The sequence below is a fragment of the Arthrobacter sp. MMS24-T111 genome, assembly GCF_054888995.1.
The window spans coordinates 3005258-3024144 of record NZ_JBTZRO010000001.1; the positions used below are offsets into that span (position 1 = coordinate 3005258).

Annotated in this window: 20 protein-coding genes and 1 riboswitch; of the genes, 5 read left to right on the plus strand and 15 right to left on the minus strand. The window is 67.5% G+C overall.

From position 1 onward, the window contains the following. Positions 1-30: 30 nt before the first annotated feature. The 5 genes from ACX5I6_RS14115 to ACX5I6_RS14135 all read right to left on the minus strand — a co-directional run bounded on the left by ACX5I6_RS14115 (position 31) and on the right by ACX5I6_RS14135 (position 4411). Complete coding sequence (locus ACX5I6_RS14115; RefSeq protein ID WP_461840875.1) at positions 31-453, minus strand: Hsp20/alpha crystallin family protein; 423 nt, start codon at positions 451-453, stop codon at positions 31-33. Between the two features lie 106 nt (positions 454-559). Continuing rightward, a complete protein-coding gene (locus ACX5I6_RS14120) occupies positions 560-1603 on the minus strand; it encodes an HAD-IC family P-type ATPase (protein ID WP_461840876.1) in 1044 nt (347 codons plus the stop codon). Further along, the gene (locus ACX5I6_RS14125; RefSeq protein ID WP_461840877.1) at positions 1594-2991 is read right to left on the minus strand and encodes an HAD-IC family P-type ATPase; all 1398 of its coding nucleotides are present in this window, start codon (positions 2989-2991) and stop codon (positions 1594-1596) included. The genes ACX5I6_RS14120 and ACX5I6_RS14125 overlap by 10 nt, the downstream gene beginning before the upstream one ends. Before the next feature lie 25 nt (positions 2992-3016). Continuing rightward, positions 3017-3883: a universal stress protein gene (locus ACX5I6_RS14130; RefSeq protein WP_461840878.1), complete on the minus strand. Its 867-nt coding sequence runs from the start codon at positions 3881-3883 to the stop codon at positions 3017-3019. Positions 3884-3955: 72 nt separating this feature from the next. Beyond that, complete coding sequence (locus tag ACX5I6_RS14135) at positions 3956-4411, minus strand: pyridoxamine 5'-phosphate oxidase family protein (protein WP_461840879.1); 456 nt, start codon at positions 4409-4411, stop codon at positions 3956-3958. 244 nt (positions 4412-4655) lie between these two features. Between ACX5I6_RS14135 and ACX5I6_RS14140 the strand changes: the two genes are divergently transcribed. Then, positions 4656-6308, plus strand: a complete 1653-nt coding sequence (locus ACX5I6_RS14140) for a GAF domain-containing sensor histidine kinase (protein WP_461841723.1) — start codon at positions 4656-4658, stop codon at positions 6306-6308. A gap of 45 nt (positions 6309-6353) precedes the next feature. On the opposite strand, the gene ACX5I6_RS14145 is transcribed toward ACX5I6_RS14140, so the two are convergent. Next, positions 6354-7028 (minus strand): response regulator, encoded by a 675-nt coding sequence (locus ACX5I6_RS14145; RefSeq protein WP_461840880.1) that lies wholly within the window; start codon positions 7026-7028, stop codon positions 6354-6356. A gap of 248 nt (positions 7029-7276) precedes the next feature. Here ACX5I6_RS14145 and ACX5I6_RS14150 point away from each other — a divergent pair, with 248 nt between their 5' ends. Further along, the gene (locus ACX5I6_RS14150) at positions 7277-7771 is read left to right on the plus strand and encodes a universal stress protein (protein WP_461840881.1); all 495 of its coding nucleotides are present in this window, start codon (positions 7277-7279) and stop codon (positions 7769-7771) included. Positions 7772-7910: 139 nt separating this feature from the next. Here ACX5I6_RS14150 and ACX5I6_RS14155 read toward each other — a convergent pair whose 3' ends face one another. The 8 genes from ACX5I6_RS14155 to ACX5I6_RS14190 form a co-directional block, all read right to left on the minus strand. Next, a complete protein-coding gene (locus ACX5I6_RS14155) occupies positions 7911-8231 on the minus strand; it encodes a DUF3040 domain-containing protein (protein ID WP_461840882.1) in 321 nt (106 codons plus the stop codon). A gap of 40 nt (positions 8232-8271) precedes the next feature. Continuing rightward, a complete protein-coding gene (locus ACX5I6_RS14160) occupies positions 8272-8529 on the minus strand; it encodes an SHOCT domain-containing protein (protein ID WP_461840883.1) in 258 nt (85 codons plus the stop codon). A gap of 112 nt (positions 8530-8641) precedes the next feature. Next, a complete protein-coding gene (locus ACX5I6_RS14165) occupies positions 8642-9628 on the minus strand; it encodes a polysaccharide deacetylase family protein (RefSeq protein ID WP_461840884.1) in 987 nt (328 codons plus the stop codon). A gap of 47 nt (positions 9629-9675) precedes the next feature. Continuing rightward, positions 9676-10143, minus strand: a complete 468-nt coding sequence (locus tag ACX5I6_RS14170; RefSeq protein ID WP_461840885.1) for a universal stress protein — start codon at positions 10141-10143, stop codon at positions 9676-9678. Positions 10144-10218: 75 nt separating this feature from the next. Next, positions 10219-10887, minus strand: a complete 669-nt coding sequence (locus ACX5I6_RS14175) for a DUF4389 domain-containing protein (RefSeq protein WP_461841724.1) — start codon at positions 10885-10887, stop codon at positions 10219-10221. Then, positions 10773-11816, minus strand: a complete 1044-nt coding sequence (locus ACX5I6_RS14180) for a hypothetical protein (RefSeq protein ID WP_461840886.1) — start codon at positions 11814-11816, stop codon at positions 10773-10775. Before ACX5I6_RS14180 ends, ACX5I6_RS14175 begins: the two co-directional genes overlap by 115 nt. Positions 11817-11874: 58 nt before the next feature. Beyond that, on the minus strand, positions 11875-12741 hold the full coding sequence (locus tag ACX5I6_RS14185; protein ID WP_461840887.1) for a universal stress protein: 867 nt from the start codon (positions 12739-12741) through the stop codon (positions 11875-11877). A 111-nt stretch (positions 12742-12852) separates the two neighbouring features. After that, positions 12853-14001 (minus strand): AI-2E family transporter, encoded by a 1149-nt coding sequence (locus ACX5I6_RS14190; protein WP_461840888.1) that lies wholly within the window; start codon positions 13999-14001, stop codon positions 12853-12855. Positions 14002-14184: 183 nt separating this feature from the next. Here ACX5I6_RS14190 and ACX5I6_RS14195 point away from each other — a divergent pair, with 183 nt between their 5' ends. Beyond that, positions 14185-14709: a mycothiol transferase gene (locus ACX5I6_RS14195; RefSeq protein WP_461840889.1), complete on the plus strand. Its 525-nt coding sequence runs from the start codon at positions 14185-14187 to the stop codon at positions 14707-14709. A 50-nt stretch (positions 14710-14759) separates the two neighbouring features. Next, a complete protein-coding gene (locus ACX5I6_RS14200; protein WP_461840890.1) occupies positions 14760-16226 on the plus strand; it encodes a protein adenylyltransferase SelO in 1467 nt (488 codons plus the stop codon). A 77-nt stretch (positions 16227-16303) separates the two neighbouring features. Here ACX5I6_RS14200 and ACX5I6_RS14205 read toward each other — a convergent pair whose 3' ends face one another. After that, positions 16304-17140, minus strand: coding sequence for a C40 family peptidase (locus tag ACX5I6_RS14205; RefSeq protein ID WP_285246204.1), 837 nt, complete (start codon positions 17138-17140; stop codon positions 16304-16306). 3 nt (positions 17141-17143) lie between these two features. Beyond that, a riboswitch (cyclic di-AMP (ydaO/yuaA leader) is annotated at positions 17144-17313 on the minus strand. Between the two features lie 256 nt (positions 17314-17569). Between ACX5I6_RS14205 and ACX5I6_RS14210 the strand changes: the two genes are divergently transcribed. Further along, complete coding sequence (locus tag ACX5I6_RS14210) at positions 17570-18883, plus strand: coiled-coil domain-containing protein (RefSeq protein WP_461840891.1); 1314 nt, start codon at positions 17570-17572, stop codon at positions 18881-18883. The last annotated feature ends 4 nt before the right edge of the window (positions 18884-18887 follow it).

Below are 18887 nucleotides of genomic sequence, written 5' to 3' on the forward strand. Positions count from 1 at the left end.
CAGGCACCGGCGTCGTCCTCCTGGCGCTGCTCAGCCCCTGGTGATGGGGATCTTCGACGCGCTGGCTTCGACCGCCTGGTCAGGCATTGGGGCACGGACCTCGAGGACGCCGTCCTTGTAGGCGGCAGTGACGTCCGCCTGCTGGACGCCGCCGGGGAGCGGAATACGCCGGACGAAGGACCCGTACCGGAACTCGGAGCGGTAACTGCCCTTGTCCTTGTGTTCCGTCTTTTCCTCCCGCTGGGCCTTGATGGACAGCACGCCGTCGGCGACGGTGACGTCCACGTCCTTTTCGGGGTCGATGCCGGGCAGCTCAGCCCGCACTACGAGGGTATTGCCGTCCACCATCTCCTCCACCCGGATGGCGGAAGTTCCCATGTCACCTTCAAAAAGCCGTTCGATGACGTCCAGGGGTGAGCGCCGGGAATCGAACCATTTCATCAGGTCAGTCATTACTGCCTCCTGCTCAAGTGGAAATGCCGGACCACCGGATGGCCCGGCATTTCCACCATCCCCTGTTGGCGGTGCAGCAGCCAGAGTCCAAGGTCCCAGCCCCGGTTCACTCCGCACGGGTGCGCCTGCGCCGGGTAAACCGGCCCACCCCTTCGATGGCCGCGCAGCCTGCCAGGCCAACCCCGACCGCGAGGGCCAGCAGGCCCGGGGGAGGCCAGTCCACCCGGAAGAAATGCCGGGTCAGGGGCACACTGAACAGGAGGGCCAGGCCCGCGTACATACCGGCCAGGATCAGGACCTTGGTGCCGTTGAGCGGCCGGGACGCCATCACCAGGATCCACGCGGCCAACAGTCCCAGAGTCACGGTGGCTGCGGACTGCGCGTTCTCCCGGGTGTGCCCGCCGAAGCCTGTGGCGAGTGCACTGACGGCCAACACGCACGCGGCGGTGCAGAACCCCGCCGGAACGGCTAAGGACAGGGAACGGCGGAGGAACCCGGGGGCGTAGCGCTCGCCGCCCGGCTGCAGGGCCAGGAAGAAGGCCGGCAGGCCGATGGTCAAGCCGTCGAGTGCGGACAACTGCCGTGGCAGGAACGGAAAGGCCAGCAGCAGGATGCCGCACACCACGGAGATGACCGTGGCGTAGACGGTCTTGCTGAGGAACACCAAGGAAACCCGCTCGATATTGCTGATCGCACGGCGCCCCTCATCCACCACCGCCGGCAGCCTTTCGAAGCGGCCGTCAAGGAGAACCAGCCGGGCCACCGCCTTGGTGGCCGGCGAGGCCGAGTCCATGGCGATGCCCAGGTCCGCCTCTTTCAGTGCCAGGACGTCGTTTACGCCGTCTCCGGTCATGGCCACCGTGTGCCCGCGCCGCTTCAGGGCCTTGACCAGATCCCGCTTTTGGGACGGCGTGACGCTGCCAAAGAGGTTCTGCGCGTCCACTATGTCCTCCAGTTGCGCCGGATCCCCGGGAAGATGGCGTGCGTCGTATGCGGCCCCATTGCCGAAGCCGACTCCCCGTGCCAGGGCCGCCACCGTCCGGGGGTCGTCACCGGAGATGATCTTGACGGTGACGCCTTGCCGTCGGAAGTAGTCCAGTGTCGCGGCGGCGTCCGCCCGGATTCTTTCGCGGAAAGTTATCAGCAGCACTGGCTCCAGCGTCGAGGGGAGCCCCGCACTTGCGGCGTCCGGCGGCAGGATGTCCGGAAGGTAGGCCAGTGCCAGCGTCCGAAGGCCGGTGGACGCCAGGGCGGCGGCCTCCCTGTGTGCCGCCGCGCACCGGGGGAGCCTCCGAGGACTGCGTCCGGCGCGCCGAGGATCCACGTGCCGGCGGCGCCGGATTCCGGCCCCACAGTGACAGAACTCCATTTTCGGGCGGAGGAGAAAGGCACGGCGGACAGTTCCTTCAGCGGCGGGGCTGCGGGAAAAGCCGCACCAATGGCCGCAGCGGTGCTGCCGCCTTCCGACTGGGCGCCGAACCACTCCAGCACCGGCTGCCAGCGGGCCGCCGGGGAGGCACACTGAGCGTGGACGGCGTCGAACACCATGGAGCCCGAGGAGAGCGTGCCCGTCTTGTCGAGGCACAGGACATCCACCCTCGCCAGCACTTCCACGGCCGCCAGTTCCTGGATCAGGACCTTTTGGCGGGCCAGCCGGAGGCCGCCAACAGCGAAGGCCACGCTGGTCATCAGCAAGAGGCCGAGGGGAATCATCGCCATGATCCCGGCCACCGCCCCCACCACAGCGGGAATCCACCGCCCTGAGCCGAAGGCACCCGTCCACCCGCCCCGGTCCTGCATCTGCGCGTTTACCAGCAGCAGCGCAGCGGGCAGCAGCAACCATGTGATGACGACGAAGACCTTCCCCAGGCCCCTGCGGATCTCCGACGTGACCAGCGAGAACCGGCGTGCCTCCGCCGCGAGGCGGTATGCGAACGTGTCCGGCCCAACCCTGAGCACGGTGGCCCGGCCACTGCCCGCCAGGATCAGGGACCCGGAGAGCAGCACCGCGCCGTCAATTTTGGGAACCGGCTCGGATTCGCCGGTCAACAAGGATTCGTCCACCTCCAGTGAGGCTCCGCCCAGCAGCAGGAGGTCAGCGGTGACCTGGTCGCCGCCTGCCAGCACGACGGTGTCGTCCGGGACCAGCCCCGCCGACGGGATCCGCTCCCGTGCGCCGTTTCGTATTACCGTGTTCGTCGCCGCCTGCGTGATGGCCAACCGGTCGAGCGAACGCTTGGCCCGGTACTCCTGGACTATCCCGATCAACGAGTTGCTGATGGCCGACAACCCAAAGAGGGCGTCCCGCCACTGGCCCAGGACGAACAGCAGGATGAAGCAGCCGCCCACAACGGCGTTGAAGAGAGTGAACACGTTGGCTTGGACGATCGCCCGGATTGTTCGGCTGGTGTCCGTGGGCACGCTGTTGATCCGGCCGGCAGCGGTCCGGTCCCGGACTTCACCGGTGGTCAGCCCTTCACGGGCACGGCGGGCCTCCACGTCGGGGGCGGACGGCCCGGCTTTCCCGGCGGCCGGCATGGCATGCTCCACCAAGCGGGCGCGCTCAATCGCCGTGCGGCGCTGGGTGCATCCGCGTGATGATGGTGGGGCAGGGCGGCTGTGCCAGCACGGCGTGGGCCGTGGAGCCCAGCAGCAGCCGCTCGAAGCCGCCCTTGCCCCGGCTGCCCAGCACCAGCAGGCGTGCCCCGGAGGCGGCCCGCACCAGGGCTGCCGCGGGCTCGACGACGGTTTCCATCACCGTGTGCACGGTGAGGTCAGGGTAGTCCTGCCGCAGGGCCGCCTCGGTTTCCGCCAGGACAATCTGCTCCTCCTCGAGCACATGGGTGGCAAAACTGCTTGAGGGCAGCCCCGCCGCGATCCACCGGTTGGGGCCGGTGAACGCGTAGAGGACCGTCAGCTCCTCGCCCAGCGCATCAGCCTCGGCAGCGGCGTAGGCCACCGCCTGCGTTGACTCCTCGGATCCGTCCACCCCAACGACCACGCCGCGGCCGGCGTCTTGCCCCTCGCCGATGACCGCAACCGGACATTCCGCCGTGGCAGCAGCCTGGAGGGCACGGTCTGTCAGTGCGCCACGTGAGTGGCCGCTGCTGCCAAGGACCAGCATGGCGACCTCTTTCGAGTACGCGCCCAGTGCCGAGCCCACCCCTCCTTCGAGGAGCTGCAGCGAAAGGCTCAGCCCCGGGTAGGCGGCGCTGACCTTCTCGCCCGCCTCCTTGAGCAGGCCCAGGCCTGATTCACGCAACACCTCAACATAGGGAAGCACTTCGGAGGCCATCCACCGGTCATCCACCACGTTGACGACGGCGAGCGGGGCCTTGAGCCTGTCGGCCCGTGCGGCGGCCCACATCAGGGCGGCGCCGGACGCCGGTGTGTTGGTCATGCCGACGGCGATTGGCTTGGCAGGTGCCATGGGGGGCATCCTTCGGAGTGTCGTGGGTGGATGGGGCGCGGAGGAAAAGCGTGTTCTTGGCCGCCGCGATCGTCAGTCCGCTGCACGCTCCCGCGGCGGCCACCAATGCGTAGGTGCCGCGATCACGAACCTCCGGCCGCTGATGTCGTGCGGCGTCACCCGGACCAGGGTGTTCTTCTGGCCCGGTTGCCACGGCGAGAGTCCGGCATCCATGGCGTCCTGGGTCTCTTCCGCATCGGAAACCACGGTGGCGTGCCCCTTGAGGATGACACTCCAGGCGATGGTTCCGTACTGGTTCATGCCGTCCGCCTCAACAGCCACCGCCTTGCCGTCGAAGGAGGAAAGTTTGGTTGCACCACCCGTCCGCATCAGCAGCGTTCCGTTGGTGGTGACAAAGTTCATGGGAAAGTTCTCGACCGAGTCGCCGTCCATGAACGCGATCCTGCAAACGGAGGTGGAATGAAGGAGTTTCCAACAATCGTGGACACCGAGTTCCTTGATTTCCGAATCTGCCCCTGCTGTGTTCATGGCCGTAGCCTAGGTCCGCGATCATCCGCCCGGTAGGGGAGAAGGTCCCGCCGGTGCAGGGGGCTGGCGGCGGTGAACCGGGCTCCCGCGTCCACGGCAGGGAATGCCTGCCGTTGACGCGGCGCCCTAGACTACTCCCAGAGGATGTCTTGGAACACTTGATTCGCGCCAGGGGCCCCGCTCCCATGCGGGCTTTTGCCGCCGGAGGTGGGACGTGAGCACTGAGCAGCCGTGGCGGTCCCCAATGCGGGACCAAATGGAAGACCTGCTGCGGGATTTCACAGCCAGGGGCGACGAACTGCTGGATACCCGCGAGCGGATCAACGGCCTCCTGGCGGCCGTCATTGCCGTCGCGGAGGACCTGAGCCTGGAAGCCGTCCTGGACCGGCTGGTGCGGTCTGCCTGCGCCTTGGTGGGTGCCGGGTACGGGGCGCTTGGCGTCATTGGCGAAGACCGCCGGCTCAGCCACTTCATCACGGTGGGAATCGATGAGGCGGGCATCCGTTCCATCGGCAACCTGCCCACCGGGCACGGCGTCCTCGGGCTGCTGATCCGCGAACCGAAGCCGCTGCGCCTTCATGACCTTGGCCAGCACCCCATAGCGTCGGGTTTTCCACCCAACCATCCGCCGATGAGGACCTTCCTGGGTGTGCCGGTCCGCGTCCGGGACGAGGTTTTCGGAAACCTGTACCTGACCGAAAAGCAGGGCGGGGTTGATTTCACGCAGGAAGACGAAGACCTAGCAGTGGCCTTGGCGGCCGCAGCCGGGGTCGCGATCCAGAACGCCCGCCTCTTCGAAGACAGCAGCCGCCGGCAGAAATGGCTGGAGGTGGGCATGGAACTGAGCAGCCGACTGATCATGGAGCCCCACGCAGGGGATGCGGAAAGCCTGGATATCGTGGCCGGGACCGCCCTCAAGGTATCCGGAGCCTCGGTGGCGGTCATCGGAGTCCCGTCCAGTGACGGCGTGCTCCGGTGCCGGTCGTGCCTCGGCGTGCAGGGCATCAAGGCGGGGCAGGAACTGGTGGTCTCCAGTGCAGTAACCGGAGTCTTCGCAAGCGGTGAATCCTTCGTGGCTGCGGAGCCGCGGCAGGTCTTTGAGCACCCGGTTGCCGAAAAGCTGGGCCCTGTCCTTGTGTGCCAACTGGGGCACGGCAACAGCGGCAACGGGGTGCTTGTCCTGGCCCGTGCCCACGGAGCTGCCGCTTTTACCCAGGCTGACGCTGAATCCAGTTCCATCTTTGGGAGCAGGATCGGCTTGGCCCTGGACCTGGCCCGCGTGAGTGCCCTGCGCGAGCAGGACCTGCTCCTGACGGATCGGGAACGGATTGCCCGCGACCTGCACGACCTTGTCATCCAGCGGTTGTTTGCTGCCGGCCTCAGCATCCAAAGCCTGCGACGCTTCACCACGGACCCCGTGGCCCATGAGCGAATCGCTGCGGTCACCAAGGAACTTGACGACACCATCCGCAAGCTGCGGGACACCATCTACTCGCTTCGCACGGCGGACGTGGAACGGGAGCCCCTCACCGGCCGGATCCTCCGGGTTGTCCGGGAAAGCTCGCGCAGCTACGGACTGATTCCCAAGGTGTCCCTTGACGGTCCGGTGGATTCGGTCAGGGAAGATGTGGCTGCCCAACTGCTGCCCGTGCTCTCCGAAGCGCTCAGTAACGCGTTGCGGCATTCCGGTGCCGAGGAGATCCAGGTCAGCCTCACCGTTACCGACGATGACGTCCAGCTGTGCATCGATGACAACGGCCACGGATTCCGTGAACCCGCCACAGAAAGCGGGCTTGCCAACATGCGCTACCGCGCCGGGCTTATTGGCGGCCGCTGCGACATCAACAGCATTCCCGGCGAAGGCACGTCAGTGAAATGGGTTGCCCGCCTGTCCTGAATTCGCGGGTGACCGGAAATGCGGCACCCCTGTTGGTCTACCCGCTCAGGCGCCGTCCGTACTGTTCCGGGTGACGTAGACGGCGGCCTGCGTCCGCCGTTCGAAACCGAGCTTGGCCAGGATGGACGAGACGTAGTTCTTGACCGTCTTTTCCGCCAGGAACAGTTCATCGCCAATCTGCCTGTTGGTCAGGCCCTGGCCGATCAGGGCGAGCACTTTCTTCTCCTGGGTGCTCAGGCCGTCCAGGCGGGGGTCCGTGGGTGCAGTGGAAAGGCCCGCGATGATCCGTTGCTCAACGCCCGGTTCAAACAGGGACTCGCCCGCCGCTGCCCTCCGGATGCCGGCCAGGAGGTCATCGCTCCTGATCTGCTTCAGGATGTACCCGGACGCGCCGGCGAGGACGGCGCCGCGCAGGGCCTGCTCGTCGTCGTAACTTGTGAGGATCAGGCAGCGCAGGCGTGGATCAAGGGACCTGACATCACGGCACACCTCGATTCCGGTGCCGTCGGGAAGGCGCCCGTCAAGGACGGCAATATCGGGGTGCAGGGCCGGGATGCGGCGCGTGGCCTCGGCCGCCGAGCCGCTTTCGCCAACCACCACGAAACCCTCGCCCTCAAGCAGGTCCTTCAGGCCCTGCCGGACAAGTTCATGATCATCAAGGATGAACACGCGGACCGGCCCGGAGGACCCGGTGGCTTCACCGCCGGCAGTTTCATGCATGTGCACCCACGCTCCCAAACGCTTGCAGGACCAAACCACACCTGTGCGGGCAAGCTCCCGGAGCGGCCACACCCCATTCTTACCCGCAACCGGCCCCGCCGGAAGGGACCAAAGTCCGCCGCGCCGGTACTGCCACCACCGTGCGCATGGTCCGCACCTTGCCGCGGCTGCATGCCGCCATGACTTTTGGCCCTAGTCCGGCGGCCGCCTCCGGTCCACGCTTGGTCCGAAGGGCAACGGGAGGGAATGTGGCAACAGCAGGGAACCAAGGGCCGTCTGCGGCACCTGAACGGCGCCCCAGGATTATCGTCGCAGTTGATGGTTCCGACGCGTCCGTCGCGGCCTTGCGCGTGGCGCGGGCAGTGGCTGAACCCCTGGGCGCTCCGGTCGAGGCATGGGCGTGCTGGGATGTCCCGGCCGGTTACGGGATTTACCTGGCCGTCGGCATCGAGGGTTTCAAGTACGCCGCCGAGCAGGTGCTGGGCCAGGCGATCCGGGACGCATTCGGACAGGCGCCGCCCTTTGTACACTCCCGGGTGGTCCGCGGGAAGCCCGGCCCGGTTCTCCTGGACGCGAGCCGCTCCGCGTCCCTCCTGATCGTGGGACGGCGGGGCCACGGCAGCTTTGTCCTTGGCTCGGTCAGCTCCACCCTCGTCAGCCACGCCCACTGCCCGGTCCTGGTGGTCCACGCCGCGGAAACCGGTGCCCCGGAAGAAGTCTCCGGACCGACGCCACGGCACTGACCTGAAGCGACCCTGAAGCCCTGAAGCGCCGGCCCGCTGGGGACCCGGCCCGCTGGGACGTTGACCGGCGTGGCCCCACGCCTGGCCGGATGCCGCCCGGGACCCGGGCCTGCGCAGCCGGGACGCCGCCGTCGTCCTGCTATTCGCTGGTGGTGCCTTCCATCCGGGTGGGGTGCGGGGCTGCCTTCCGCGGCGACCAGTGCAGATCTTTGATGGCCCAGTACCCGGCGCCGTTCATCACCGTGAAGCCGGCAATACCAATGACGGGGGCGTGGGATACCAGGCCAAGCAGGAGGATGCAAAGCCCGGCCGCGAAAAGCACCACTGCGCGCCGGAAGCTGGTCCGGCGGGACAGGGCGAAGGCGTCGTGGTTCAGCAGGACGGCGAGCCTGGGGTCGTCTTGCTCCAGGCCGTGCCCGATCATTTCGAGTTCCCTTTTCTCGAATTCGGAAAGAGGCATCATGGGCTCCCCGTGTCCGTTTCCTGCCGGCGGCTTTGGCTCAGGTGCCCGGGTGGCCGCGCAGGACGGCCAGCCTGTTCTGGTACTCCGCAACGTCGATCTCCCCGCGGGCGAAACGCTCCGCCAGCAGGTCTTCGGCCATCCGCGGAGACGGAGGCTGTGGATTGTGCGGGGAGGGGGCACGCAAGGACCGTGCCAGCAGCACAATGCCGGTGATGATCGCTCCCCAGACCACCACCATGCTGATGCTCATCAGGGCATAGCCCCACAGGCCCATGCCGTCGTTCCAGCCGTACACTTCCCCCGACCTCCGATTCACGAAAGGCCGCCGCCAACCGGCTGCCTTCCCTTCCAGTATTGGATTGCGGGGTGGGCGCAGGCAGAGCCATTAGTCCCGTTCCGGCCGGATCCTAGCGCGCCAGCGGGGCCTCGAGGGTGACAAAACCGTATCCTGCGGCCCTGATGCGGTCGATGACCTGGGCAAGGGCGTCCGCGTCGAGCGTGGTGCCGTCGTCAGGGTTTGAACCGATGTGCATCAGGACGATCTCCCCGGGCTGCAGCCCGGCCCGGACACGGTGCGCCACCGACTGGACGCTGGCGCCGCCACTGGTTCCCTTCCACCCCAAGGTGTCCACCGTCCATCGAACAGCCACGTATCCCAGGGCGTTGACAGCCGCGATGGTCCGGGCGTCCCGTTCGCCGTAGGGGAACCGGAACAGGGGTCTGGGATCGGCGCCGGCCGCAAGGATGGCCTGTTCGGCACTTCGCACTTCGTTGACGATGGCGTCCCCTGCCAGTCCGGTGAAGCCGGGATGCGTCATGGAATGGTTTGCCACCCGGTGCCCGGCCGCGGCAATCCGTGCCACTCCCTGCGGGTTGTTGGCAGCCCAGTTTCCGGTCAGGAAGAAGGTGCCGGCAACACCCTTGGCGGCGAGGGTGGACAGGATTTTTGGCAGCCCCGCGGCGTTGGCTCCGGCATCGAAGGTCAGTGCGATGGTGCGGCCTGCCCCGGGAATCACGGTGAGGTCCTGGCCGCGGAGGGGTTCGGGAAACGGTGCCGGCGGCGGGGGATTAGCCGGTTCGGCAGGTGCTTCAGGTATCTCGGAGGGCCCCGGCTCCGCCGCCGGCACCGTAACCGGGGGTTCCACCGGGGTTTCGCCCGCTTCAGGGGTGTCCGTTCCAGTAGGCGGTGCGCTGCCGGGGGCGGCATCCGCGCTGGCAGACGCGGACAGGGTGGGCTGGACGGTGGGCTGTGCGGCCAAAGACCCCGAAGGGGACGGTTCCGGCGGGCCGGCCACCGGTGCCGGACGAAACAGGACCAGGGCGACGGCGAGCACCACCAAGGCGCCGGCGACCGCCAGGGCGAGCATCCGTCGTCGTATGTCATCCGCCGGCACTTGCCGTCACCCGCCCGGCACTCTGGTGGTTGTTGGCGCCGTCGCCGTCAGGAGGCCGTGGAACCGGCGGCGTTGGTCTCCGGGGTGTGAACCACCAGGACCGGGCAATGGGCATGGGCGACGACGGCGGAGCTCACCGAGCCCAGGAGCAGGCCGCCGAACCCGCCGTGCCCGCGGCGGCCCACCACGATCAGGTCAGCCTCGCGGCTGGCGTTGATCAACGCCTCCCGCGGATGGCTCCGGACCAGGGTGGCGGTGACGTTCGACGGCGTGTCGGCGCCGAAGGCCTGCCTTACGGCGTCGTCGAGGACTGCTTTAGCGCCTTCCTCGAAGCCTTCCACGCCCATCATCACGTAGCCGGTATACACCTGGGGGTAGTCCCAGCAGGCTACTGCCTGGACCTTGGCGCCCAACGGGACGGCCATCCGCTGGGCTTGGCGGAGGGCCTCAACGGACGCCTCCGATCCATCGACGCCCACCACAATGCTGGTTATCGGTGCCCCGGCAACGCTCATGTCTGCTCCTTCATTGGACCCGGCTGGTCACGCCCATCATCGTCCGTCCCGGCGGCCGGAAGGTAGGGGCGAAGGTCACTGCGCAGGCCCCACGCTTTGGGGCCCGCCCGCCGGCGGCGGCCCGGCCGCGGCGGGTGGAAGGCCCGCCGGGGGAGCGGCCAGGGACAACCCGGGCTCACCGGCACCTTGGTCCAGCCGGAAGGGCGGGTACTCGTCACGCATCAGTGAGGTGTACACCAGGACCCGGTAGATCCAGCGGTCCACGCCGAGGATGAAATCGAACAATGGACGCTGGTAGCGGCCGGTGAACAACATGATGACCGCCGCAATCAGCACCAGCAGGCCCAGGAGGGACAGGCCCGATCCGCGTTCATACGTGCCACCGATGATGTCGTTCCCTGCCTCCCACCGCCATACGGCGCCCGTGGTGCCCGCGAATGCGGCCACGAGGAGAAGATGCGGGATGGCCAGGAGCCACCATTTCACCAGGACCAGGCCGCGGGAGAGCCGCTCAGGGTAGTCCACGTCGAAGTCGGCAGGATAGTTGGTGCGCCTCAGCGTGAAAGGCGGGTAGAGATCGGTGCCGACGGCGGCGTAGGCGTAGAAGGCCACCCGCCAGTTCCAGCGCATCACGCCGACGTTGAAGTCGAACAGTGCCCGCGGGTAGCGGCCGGTGAACAGGATGGCGAATCCTGCCACGATCGTGGTGATGACGAAGGCGAACCAGAGGAAGAAGAGCAGGATGAAGTGTGGGATGGCCAGGAACCACTTGACCAGCCATAACCAGCGGGAGAGGCCTGGATCCAGTTCGCCGACCAGCCTCGCCGGGTAGCCCGTGGGGGAACCGGCACCGGAGCGAAGGCCTGTGGTTCACGGTATGCCCCGTATTGCGCCGGTGTGCCGGGTTGCGCTGGTCCGGCGGCCTGGCCGGGCCCGGCCATGGCCATCGCCGGGCCTGCGGTTGCCGGTGCTCCCGCCGGCGGGCCGCCCGTTGGGGGACCTGCATGCCGCCCCAGCCCTGCCGCGCCGGCAATGATCAGGGGTATCCCGATCAGCAGGGCAATAATCCCTGCCACCAGCAGTGCCGTGGCCGCCGGACGGAAGAGGTCTGAGTGGAAGCCGGCCTGCAGTTGGACGTCCACGCCGGACGAGGCGTCAGCGTTCATCACCACGATTTCCCAGGCCCCCGAAGCCAGGTTCCAGGTGAGTTCCTGCCGGCCGGAGCCGGAAACCGAGGCGCTCCACATGCCCTGCTCCGCCGGCGGCGCGGCAGGACTGGTCCCGGGAACATCACGGTAATCGGCCCGGAACGGCCGCTGGGAGACGTTGAGCAGTTCGGAGTGGTGCACGCCGGCGAGGTATTTTTCGACGTCGGCCTGCGGTGCGATGCCGATGAAGACCGCCTTGCCGGGCGTCTCGGATTCTGCCCGCAGCCGGAGGGTCCCAATGTCAAAGGGAAGCCGGCCGGGCACTTCCTGCGCCATGGTGTCGCCGCGGGGGGAAGTCAGGGCGAATGAGTTCACGGAGAACCGCGACGTACCGGACGTGAGGAATCCGTCTCCCTGGATCGACCCCACCGCGGAAGCCACGGCGCCTCCTGCCAGTGCCGCAAGGCCCGGGAGTGCCAGCAGGATCCCAAGGATCAGCATGATGATTGCGGCGGGTTTTTTCATGGCGCCGGACCTTCCGGGTGGGGTCATGGACAGGTGGGAAGACCTGCAGGCTCTGCGGCTAGTCGGTGTCCTTCATGGCCTGGGTCCGGGTAATGATGGTCGGGCAGGGAAGGTGCTTGAGCACGCCGTGGGCGGTGGAACCAAGGAGCAGGCGCTTGAACGCGCCCCTTCCGCGGCTGCCCACCACCAGGAGGCGCGCCCCTGCGGCGGCCTCGACCAGGGCGTCCACCGGGCCCTTGTCGGATACAAGGAGTTGGTGAACCGTCAGGTCCGGGTAGTCTTCCTTGAGCCCGGCGACGGTTTCGGAGAGGACGATGCGTTCCTCGTCGACGATCAGGTCAGCGAGGGCGCCGGGTGTCAGGCCGGCATCGACGACCGGATTCGGGACATTCACGGCGTAGACGACCGTGAGTTCGTCACCATGGCGGTCTGCTTCGGCGGCGGCAAACGCGACGGCCTGGGTTGATTCCGCTGATCCATCCACGCCCACCACCACGCCTGTCCTGCCTTCCAGGTCCTGGGTTCCGATGACGGCGACCGGGACTTTGGCGGCGGTGGCAACCTGGAGCGCCCGGTCGGCAAGTGTGCCGCCAAGGTGCCCGCTCCCGGAGCCGATGACCATCATGGAGGCCTTCTTGGAGTATTTGGCCAACGATCCGCCCACGCTCCCGGTGAGCATTTCCGTGGCGGGCGTGATCGGGACGGATCCTTCAAGGCGCCCGGCGGCGGTCTTCAGGAGTTCCTCGCCAGCGTGCTGCAGGGTCCCGAACCAGGGGTAGGGCTCGGCGATCCACCGGTCATCGACGACGTGGAGGATCACCAGGGGCAGCTTGGCGTCGTGTGCACGGCGGGCAGCCCACAAGACTGCGGCCTGGCTTTGGGCTGAATCGTTGGTGCCCACGGCGATGGGTTTCTGGGATGACATGGCCGCACTTCCTGCTTGTCGTGAAAGGGTCTTCCTGCCCTTCAAGACTGGCCCCCGCCCCACCGGCACTCTAGGGCCGAAAGTCACCGAAGCAGGCGTGCAGGAGGGCCGCTAGACCGAAGGTGCCGGCGGTGCGGTTGGTTCCCCGGCCGTTGCGTCGCGTCCGGACAGCGTCCTGTAGATGGTCCATCCGACTGCGGCCAGCGGGACGGCGAGCAGCGCCCCGACGACCCCGGCCAAGGTGGCCCCGGCCGTCAGCGCCAGGATGATGACCAGCCCGTGGATCCGCAGGACCCGGCCCATGAAGACGGGCTGGAGGATGTGGTGTTCGAACTGGTTGGCGGCCACCAGGATGATCAGCACGATCAGCGCGGGTACCGGTCCGTTTTCCACAAGGGCTACCAGCACGGCCAGGCTGCCGGCGGTGGTTGCCCCGATGATCGGAATGAACCCTCCCAGGAAGACCACGGCGGCCAGCGGGACGGCCAGGGGGACCCGAAGGATGAGCAGCCCCACCAGCACCAGGACCGCATCGATCGCGGCAATGATGAGGGTGCCCCGGACGTAGCCGCCGAGCACCAGGAGGCTGCGTTCCGCGGCCAGCTGTGCTTTTCCTTGGTGGTTGCCGGGGAGGAACCCGATCAGGAACGTCCGGATCCTCTCGCCGTCCTTGAGGAAAAAGAAGAGGATGACTGCCGTCAGGACCGTGCCGGCGGCGATCTCCCCGGCGGTCCTGAGCCCGGTCAGGGCATCGGCTCCCAGGGTTCCGCCGGCGAGGAACTTCTGGAATTCGTTGCGGGCCGCATCGATTTGCGCGCCGGTCAGCGCCACGGGTCCTGTGGTGATGAATTGCTGCAGTTGGCCAATGCCTGCCTCCGCCCGTGCTGCCAGAACCGAGGCCTGCTGCCGGACCAGTGCAACGATGCCGCCCACCACCCCGGCCGCTACGGCGATGATCACCAGGAAGGATGACAGCACGGCCAGCGCCCGGGGGAAGCCGTGGGAGGCGAGCCACCGCACGGCCGGAGCCATTGCCGAGGCCAGGATCAAGGCGACCAGCACGGGGATGGTCACCAGCGGAACCCGGGTGGCGGCCACCACGGCCACCCAGGCCAGCGCCAGCAGCGAGAGCGTCTGGACCGCCCGGATGCTGGCCCTGCCCAGGCCATCCGCCCAGAGGGCTGACATCCTTGTAGCGAGGGACTGGGGCCGGGACGGTTCCACTTCGTGTCCGTCCGGGGATACATTGCTGCGTTCCATCGCTTCTCCTTGCTTGCCGTGACCGCCCGGCCCACGAAATGATGCACCTTGTTTACCTTGTGCCCCCTGCCCCCTGGAAGCCGAAAAGGGCATGTGTTGACCGGGCCGGCTGTTCACAGGCGCTACGTTTACTCAGTAAGCTTATTGTTCCCGGCTGCGCTCGACCAGAAAGGCACCAGGTCCATGGATTCCAGAGAACTGCTGCTTGAGTCGTTTGGCCGCCTCCCGCGCCTGGTCCGGCAGGTGCTAGACGGGCTCGATGAGGAACAGCTCCAGCACCGTCCCTCCGGCCGCGGCAACTCCATTGCCTGGCTGGTGTGGCACCTGGGCAGGGTGGAGGATGCGCAGGTCGCCTCCGCCTCGGCGTTGGAACAGGTCTGGACATCCGAAGGCTTCGCGTCGCGTTTTGGCCTCCCCTTGGCGGAAGGCGACACGGGCTACGGCCACTCCAGCAGCCAGGTGGATACTGTCAGGGCATCCGGTGAACTCCTGCTTGAGTACTGTGAAGCGGTCCACCGGCAAACCACGAAGGTCCTCGAAGGCCTGGAAGGCCCGGACCTGGACCGCGTGGTGGACAGGCGCTGGGATCCGCCGGTGACCCTTGGCGTGCGGCTTGTCAGCATCCTGGGGGACTGCCTCCAGCATGCCGGCCAGGCCGCCTATGCCAAGGGGCTGCATGATGCGGGAGCCGGCGCCGGCAGTGCGTGACCCTGTGGTGAAGGAGGGGCCAGGCGGCACTATGGCGCTAGGGTTAATCCATGACGGCAGCAGCTGAATCCACGGTCACCTTCGACGGCCGTTTCGCCCGTGAACTGGCGGAACTTGCTGTTCCCTGGCAGGCCGAGGAAGCGCCGGACCCCGAACTCCTGGTCCTGAATGAAAAGCTTGCCGCAGGCCTGGGCCTTGACCCGCAGTACCTCCGCAGTCCCGAAGGGGTGCGCCTCCTCGTGGGCAACCACCTTCCCGCAGGCGCCACTCCGGTGGCACAGGCTTACGCTGGACACCAGTTCGGCGGCTACTCGCCATTGCTCGGCGACGGGCGCGCGCTCCTGCTGGGGGAAGTCACGGACCGCGCCGGCCACCTGCTGGACATCCACCTCAAAGGCTCGGGGCGCACCCCCTTCGCCCGCGCCGGGGACGGCCGGGCCGTCGTCGGGCCCATGCTGCGTGAGTACGTAGTCAGTGAGGCCATGCACGCCCTGGGTATTCCCACCACCCGCTCTCTCGCCGTCGTGGCGACGGGGCGGCAGGTCCGCCGCGAGGGCATGCTGCCCGGCGCCGTCCTGGCACGGGTGGCCCACAGCCACCTGAGGGTTGGGAGTTTCCAGTACGCCCGGGCCACGGAAAACATGGACCTGCTCAAACGGCTGGCGGACCACGCCATCAGCAGGCTGTACCCGGACGCTGCCGTGGCCCCCAACCCCTACCTGGCACTGTTCGCGTCCGTCGTTGCCGCCCAGGCCGGACTTGTGGCCCGGTGGATGCTGGCTGGATTCGTACACGGGGTCATGAATACGGACAACATGACCATCTCAGGGGAAACCATCGACTACGGCCCGTGTGCGTTCCTGGATGCCTTCAATCCCGCCGCCGTCTTCAGTTCCATCGACGTCAGCGGCCGCTACGCCTACGCCAACCAGCCCATCCTTGCCGAATGGAACCTCGCCCGCCTTGCCGAGTCGATGCTCCCGCTCATTGACGGAGACGAGGACAATGCCGTTGCCGCAGCGGTGGAAGTGCTCGGTGGATTCCGTGGACAGTACAGCACGGCGTGGACCGGCGGCATGAAAACCAAACTGGGCCTTGCCGCTGGAAACGTCAGCGACGACGCCGCGTCCAGTGTTATTGACGAGGTTGTGGCCATCCTCAAGGACGGCCCGGTGGACTACACCTTGTTCTTCCGTAACCTCGGCAGGGCGGCCTGCGGCGATCTGCGACCGGTGCGCGGGATGGTGATGGATTTGGCCGGCTTCGACGCCTGGTCGGACCGGTGGTTGGCGCTGCAACCCGACGCAGGGCTGATGGACAGCGTCAACCCGGCCTACATTCCGCGGAACCACCTGGTGGAGGAAGCCCTCGCCGCCGGCACGGAAGGCGACGTGGCTCTGCTGCACCGCCTGCTTCAGGCCGTCACCGATCCTTTCACCGAGCGCCCCGGGCTGGAACGCTACATGGAAGGTCCCCCGGCGGACTTCGGGACCTACACGACCTTTTGCGGGACCTGATCTAATAACAACAGGAGGGTGGCAACCGGAGACCCGGCTGCCACCCTCCTGTTGGGAGCAGGCTTTGCTGGCGAAGACTAGGCCACGCGGACCACTGAGTAGCCGCTGAGCCAGCTGATGGAGTGAACCTGCGTGGTGTAGCCGTTGACGCCGCCGCTCACAACCTGGCCGTTGCCGGCGTAAACGCCCACGTGGCCCGACGTGATGATGAGGTCGCCGGGTGCCGGGCTCCCGACCACGCTGCCGTACTGGAAGAACTGCGTGGGAGCCAGGTCGCCAACACTCTTGCCGACGGAGCGAAGGGCCTTTTCAACCATGGCGGTGCAGTCCTGGCTCACGCCGATCTGGCTGTAGGCCGAGGCCAGGATGGCAGCGCCGGTCCCGGTCCCGGTGGTGGAGGCCACCGGCGTCGCGGATGCGTAGGACATGTTCATGCCGGTGTTCGCCGGTGCGGTGGCGGCTGCCGCCTGGACGGGGGCCGCCGCCGGCGCCGGGGCAGGTGCTGCCACGTAGCCCGCGCCGGGGATCTGGATCTGGTCACCGGGGTAGATGATGGACCACAATCCGAGGCCGTTGGCAGCCAGGACGTCATTGAGGCTGACTCCGTACGCGGCCGAAATTGCGCCGAGGGTATCCCCGGAAACGACGGTGTGGACGGTTGCTGCCGCGGCTGCCGGAGCAGCTGCAGGAGACGCGGCGGCCTGGACGCTGGCCTGTTCAGTGGTGTCCGCGCCCGTCACGCCCGCGTGGGCCGGGGCGCCGACGCCGAAGGCAATGCCGGACGCGGCGGCAACGGCGAGCGCCGGACGGCCCAACGAACGGGCCTGTGATTTGGCCGTCACGGCAAGTCCCTCGAGCGCAATGGAGTGGGCCGGGGTCGCGCGGTGGCGGGCAGTGCTGAGATTCTTTGACACGATTGATCGCCTCTCCCATGCCTGCGGGGTGAGCTGTCGGGTTCGGGTTGGAGATACCCGGCCGAACACATCTCCGCGGTGGGCGGAGGAGCTGTCCGACTTAACCCCAAGACCTCAAAGGTCGTGGAAACTTGGTTCCCCCGTCCCTGCCAGCATGAAAGCGGTTGAATCCCGGTATCAGCGGCAGGGCTCGGCAAACTGATGGGAGTGTCCCGTTTGGGGAGGGACACCCGAAGACCATAACCCGCCAACCCCACAATTGTCACGTTTCGGTAACATACGAGCTTCCTCTCTCGTATTCAACCAGCGATTGGATGTGTCCTGTCCACCCATGCTGGACTCCGGCCGGTCCGCCGCCGGCGCGAAAGGGTAACAAACCGGGCACGGGCGCCTTTCCGCCCCGGCGTGCCGCCGGTATGCTTCGGGACTATGCCCCTGTTCGTGACCATGCCCAAGTCCCCGCTGTTGGGGGGACTGCTCGCCATCGCAGTGGCAGCGGCCACGGTGCTGCCTGCCTCTGCGGACGAGCCTGCACCTCCCGGTGGATATCCGTCCTGGGCTGACGTGCAGCAGGCACAGTCTTCCGAGGCGGCGAAAGCGGCAGAGATCACCACCATCAATGGGCTGCTGAACGGACTCCAGACCCAGGCTGAAGCCGCCGGTGACACTGCGGTCCGGGCAGCGGCCGACTACGCCGCAGCCGACGCCGAGCTGCAGGCGGCATCGGTGAAGCTGGATTCATTGTCCGCCCAGGCCGCCCGCGCCAATGACGAACTGGCCCGGCACCGCAAGGAAATCGGAGCACTTGCCGTCCAGTCGTACAAGACGGGCGGAACCAATACCGGGTTCTTCGTGGCCCTGGATGCCCTCCAAAACAACAGCGTCCAGGGGCTCAACCTCGTCCAGTTGGTGGGCGACAAGACTGCGGCCCTGGTGGAGAAAGCTGCCGCCGCCGGACAGGTTGCCGCGTCACTGGCAGACCAGGAAAAAGTGGCCCGCACTGAGCGGGAACGCCTGTCCGGGGAAGCAAAGGCCAAACTGGACGCGGCCCGCTCCGCCCAGGACGCGCTCGCCCGGCAGGTCAGTGACGAACAGCAGCACAGCACGGAGCTGACGGCCCAGCTGGCCTCGCTGAAGGGGACGACGGCGGCACTCGAGGGAGAGTACCGGCAGGGCCAGGTGGCGCTGGCTGCCTATGAAGCGGCCCAGGAGGCCAAGCGCGCCGCCGCGGCGGAGCAGGCCCGCCGGCAGGCCGAAGCCGCGGCGCAGGCCGCCGCAGCCGCAGCCCGGCAGCCCAACCCCGCGCCCGCAGCTCCGGCCGGCAACGCGGCAATACCGGCCCCGCCGGAGGACCCGGTTCCCGGCAATCCGCCGCCGCCTGCCGTGACCAGCCCGCCGCCCGTCGTCGTTCCCTCCATCCCCGGCGGTGCCGTCAATGATCCGGCCGGCGCCAAGGCCTATGCCTCCGGACGCCTAAGCGCCTTCGGCTGGGGCCCGGACCAGTTCCAGTGCCTGTCCCAGCTGTGGACCAAGGAATCCGGATGGCTGACCACTGCCACGAATGCCTCATCCGGGGCCTATGGCATAGCCCAGGCCCTGCCGCCGGGAAAGTACGCCAGCGCCGGAAGCGACTGGCTGACCAGCTACCGGACGCAGATCGAATGGGGGCTTGGCTACATCCGCGACCGCTACGGGTCCCCGTGCGGCGCCTGGAGCCATTCTGTCGCCCTGAACTGGTACTGACTGA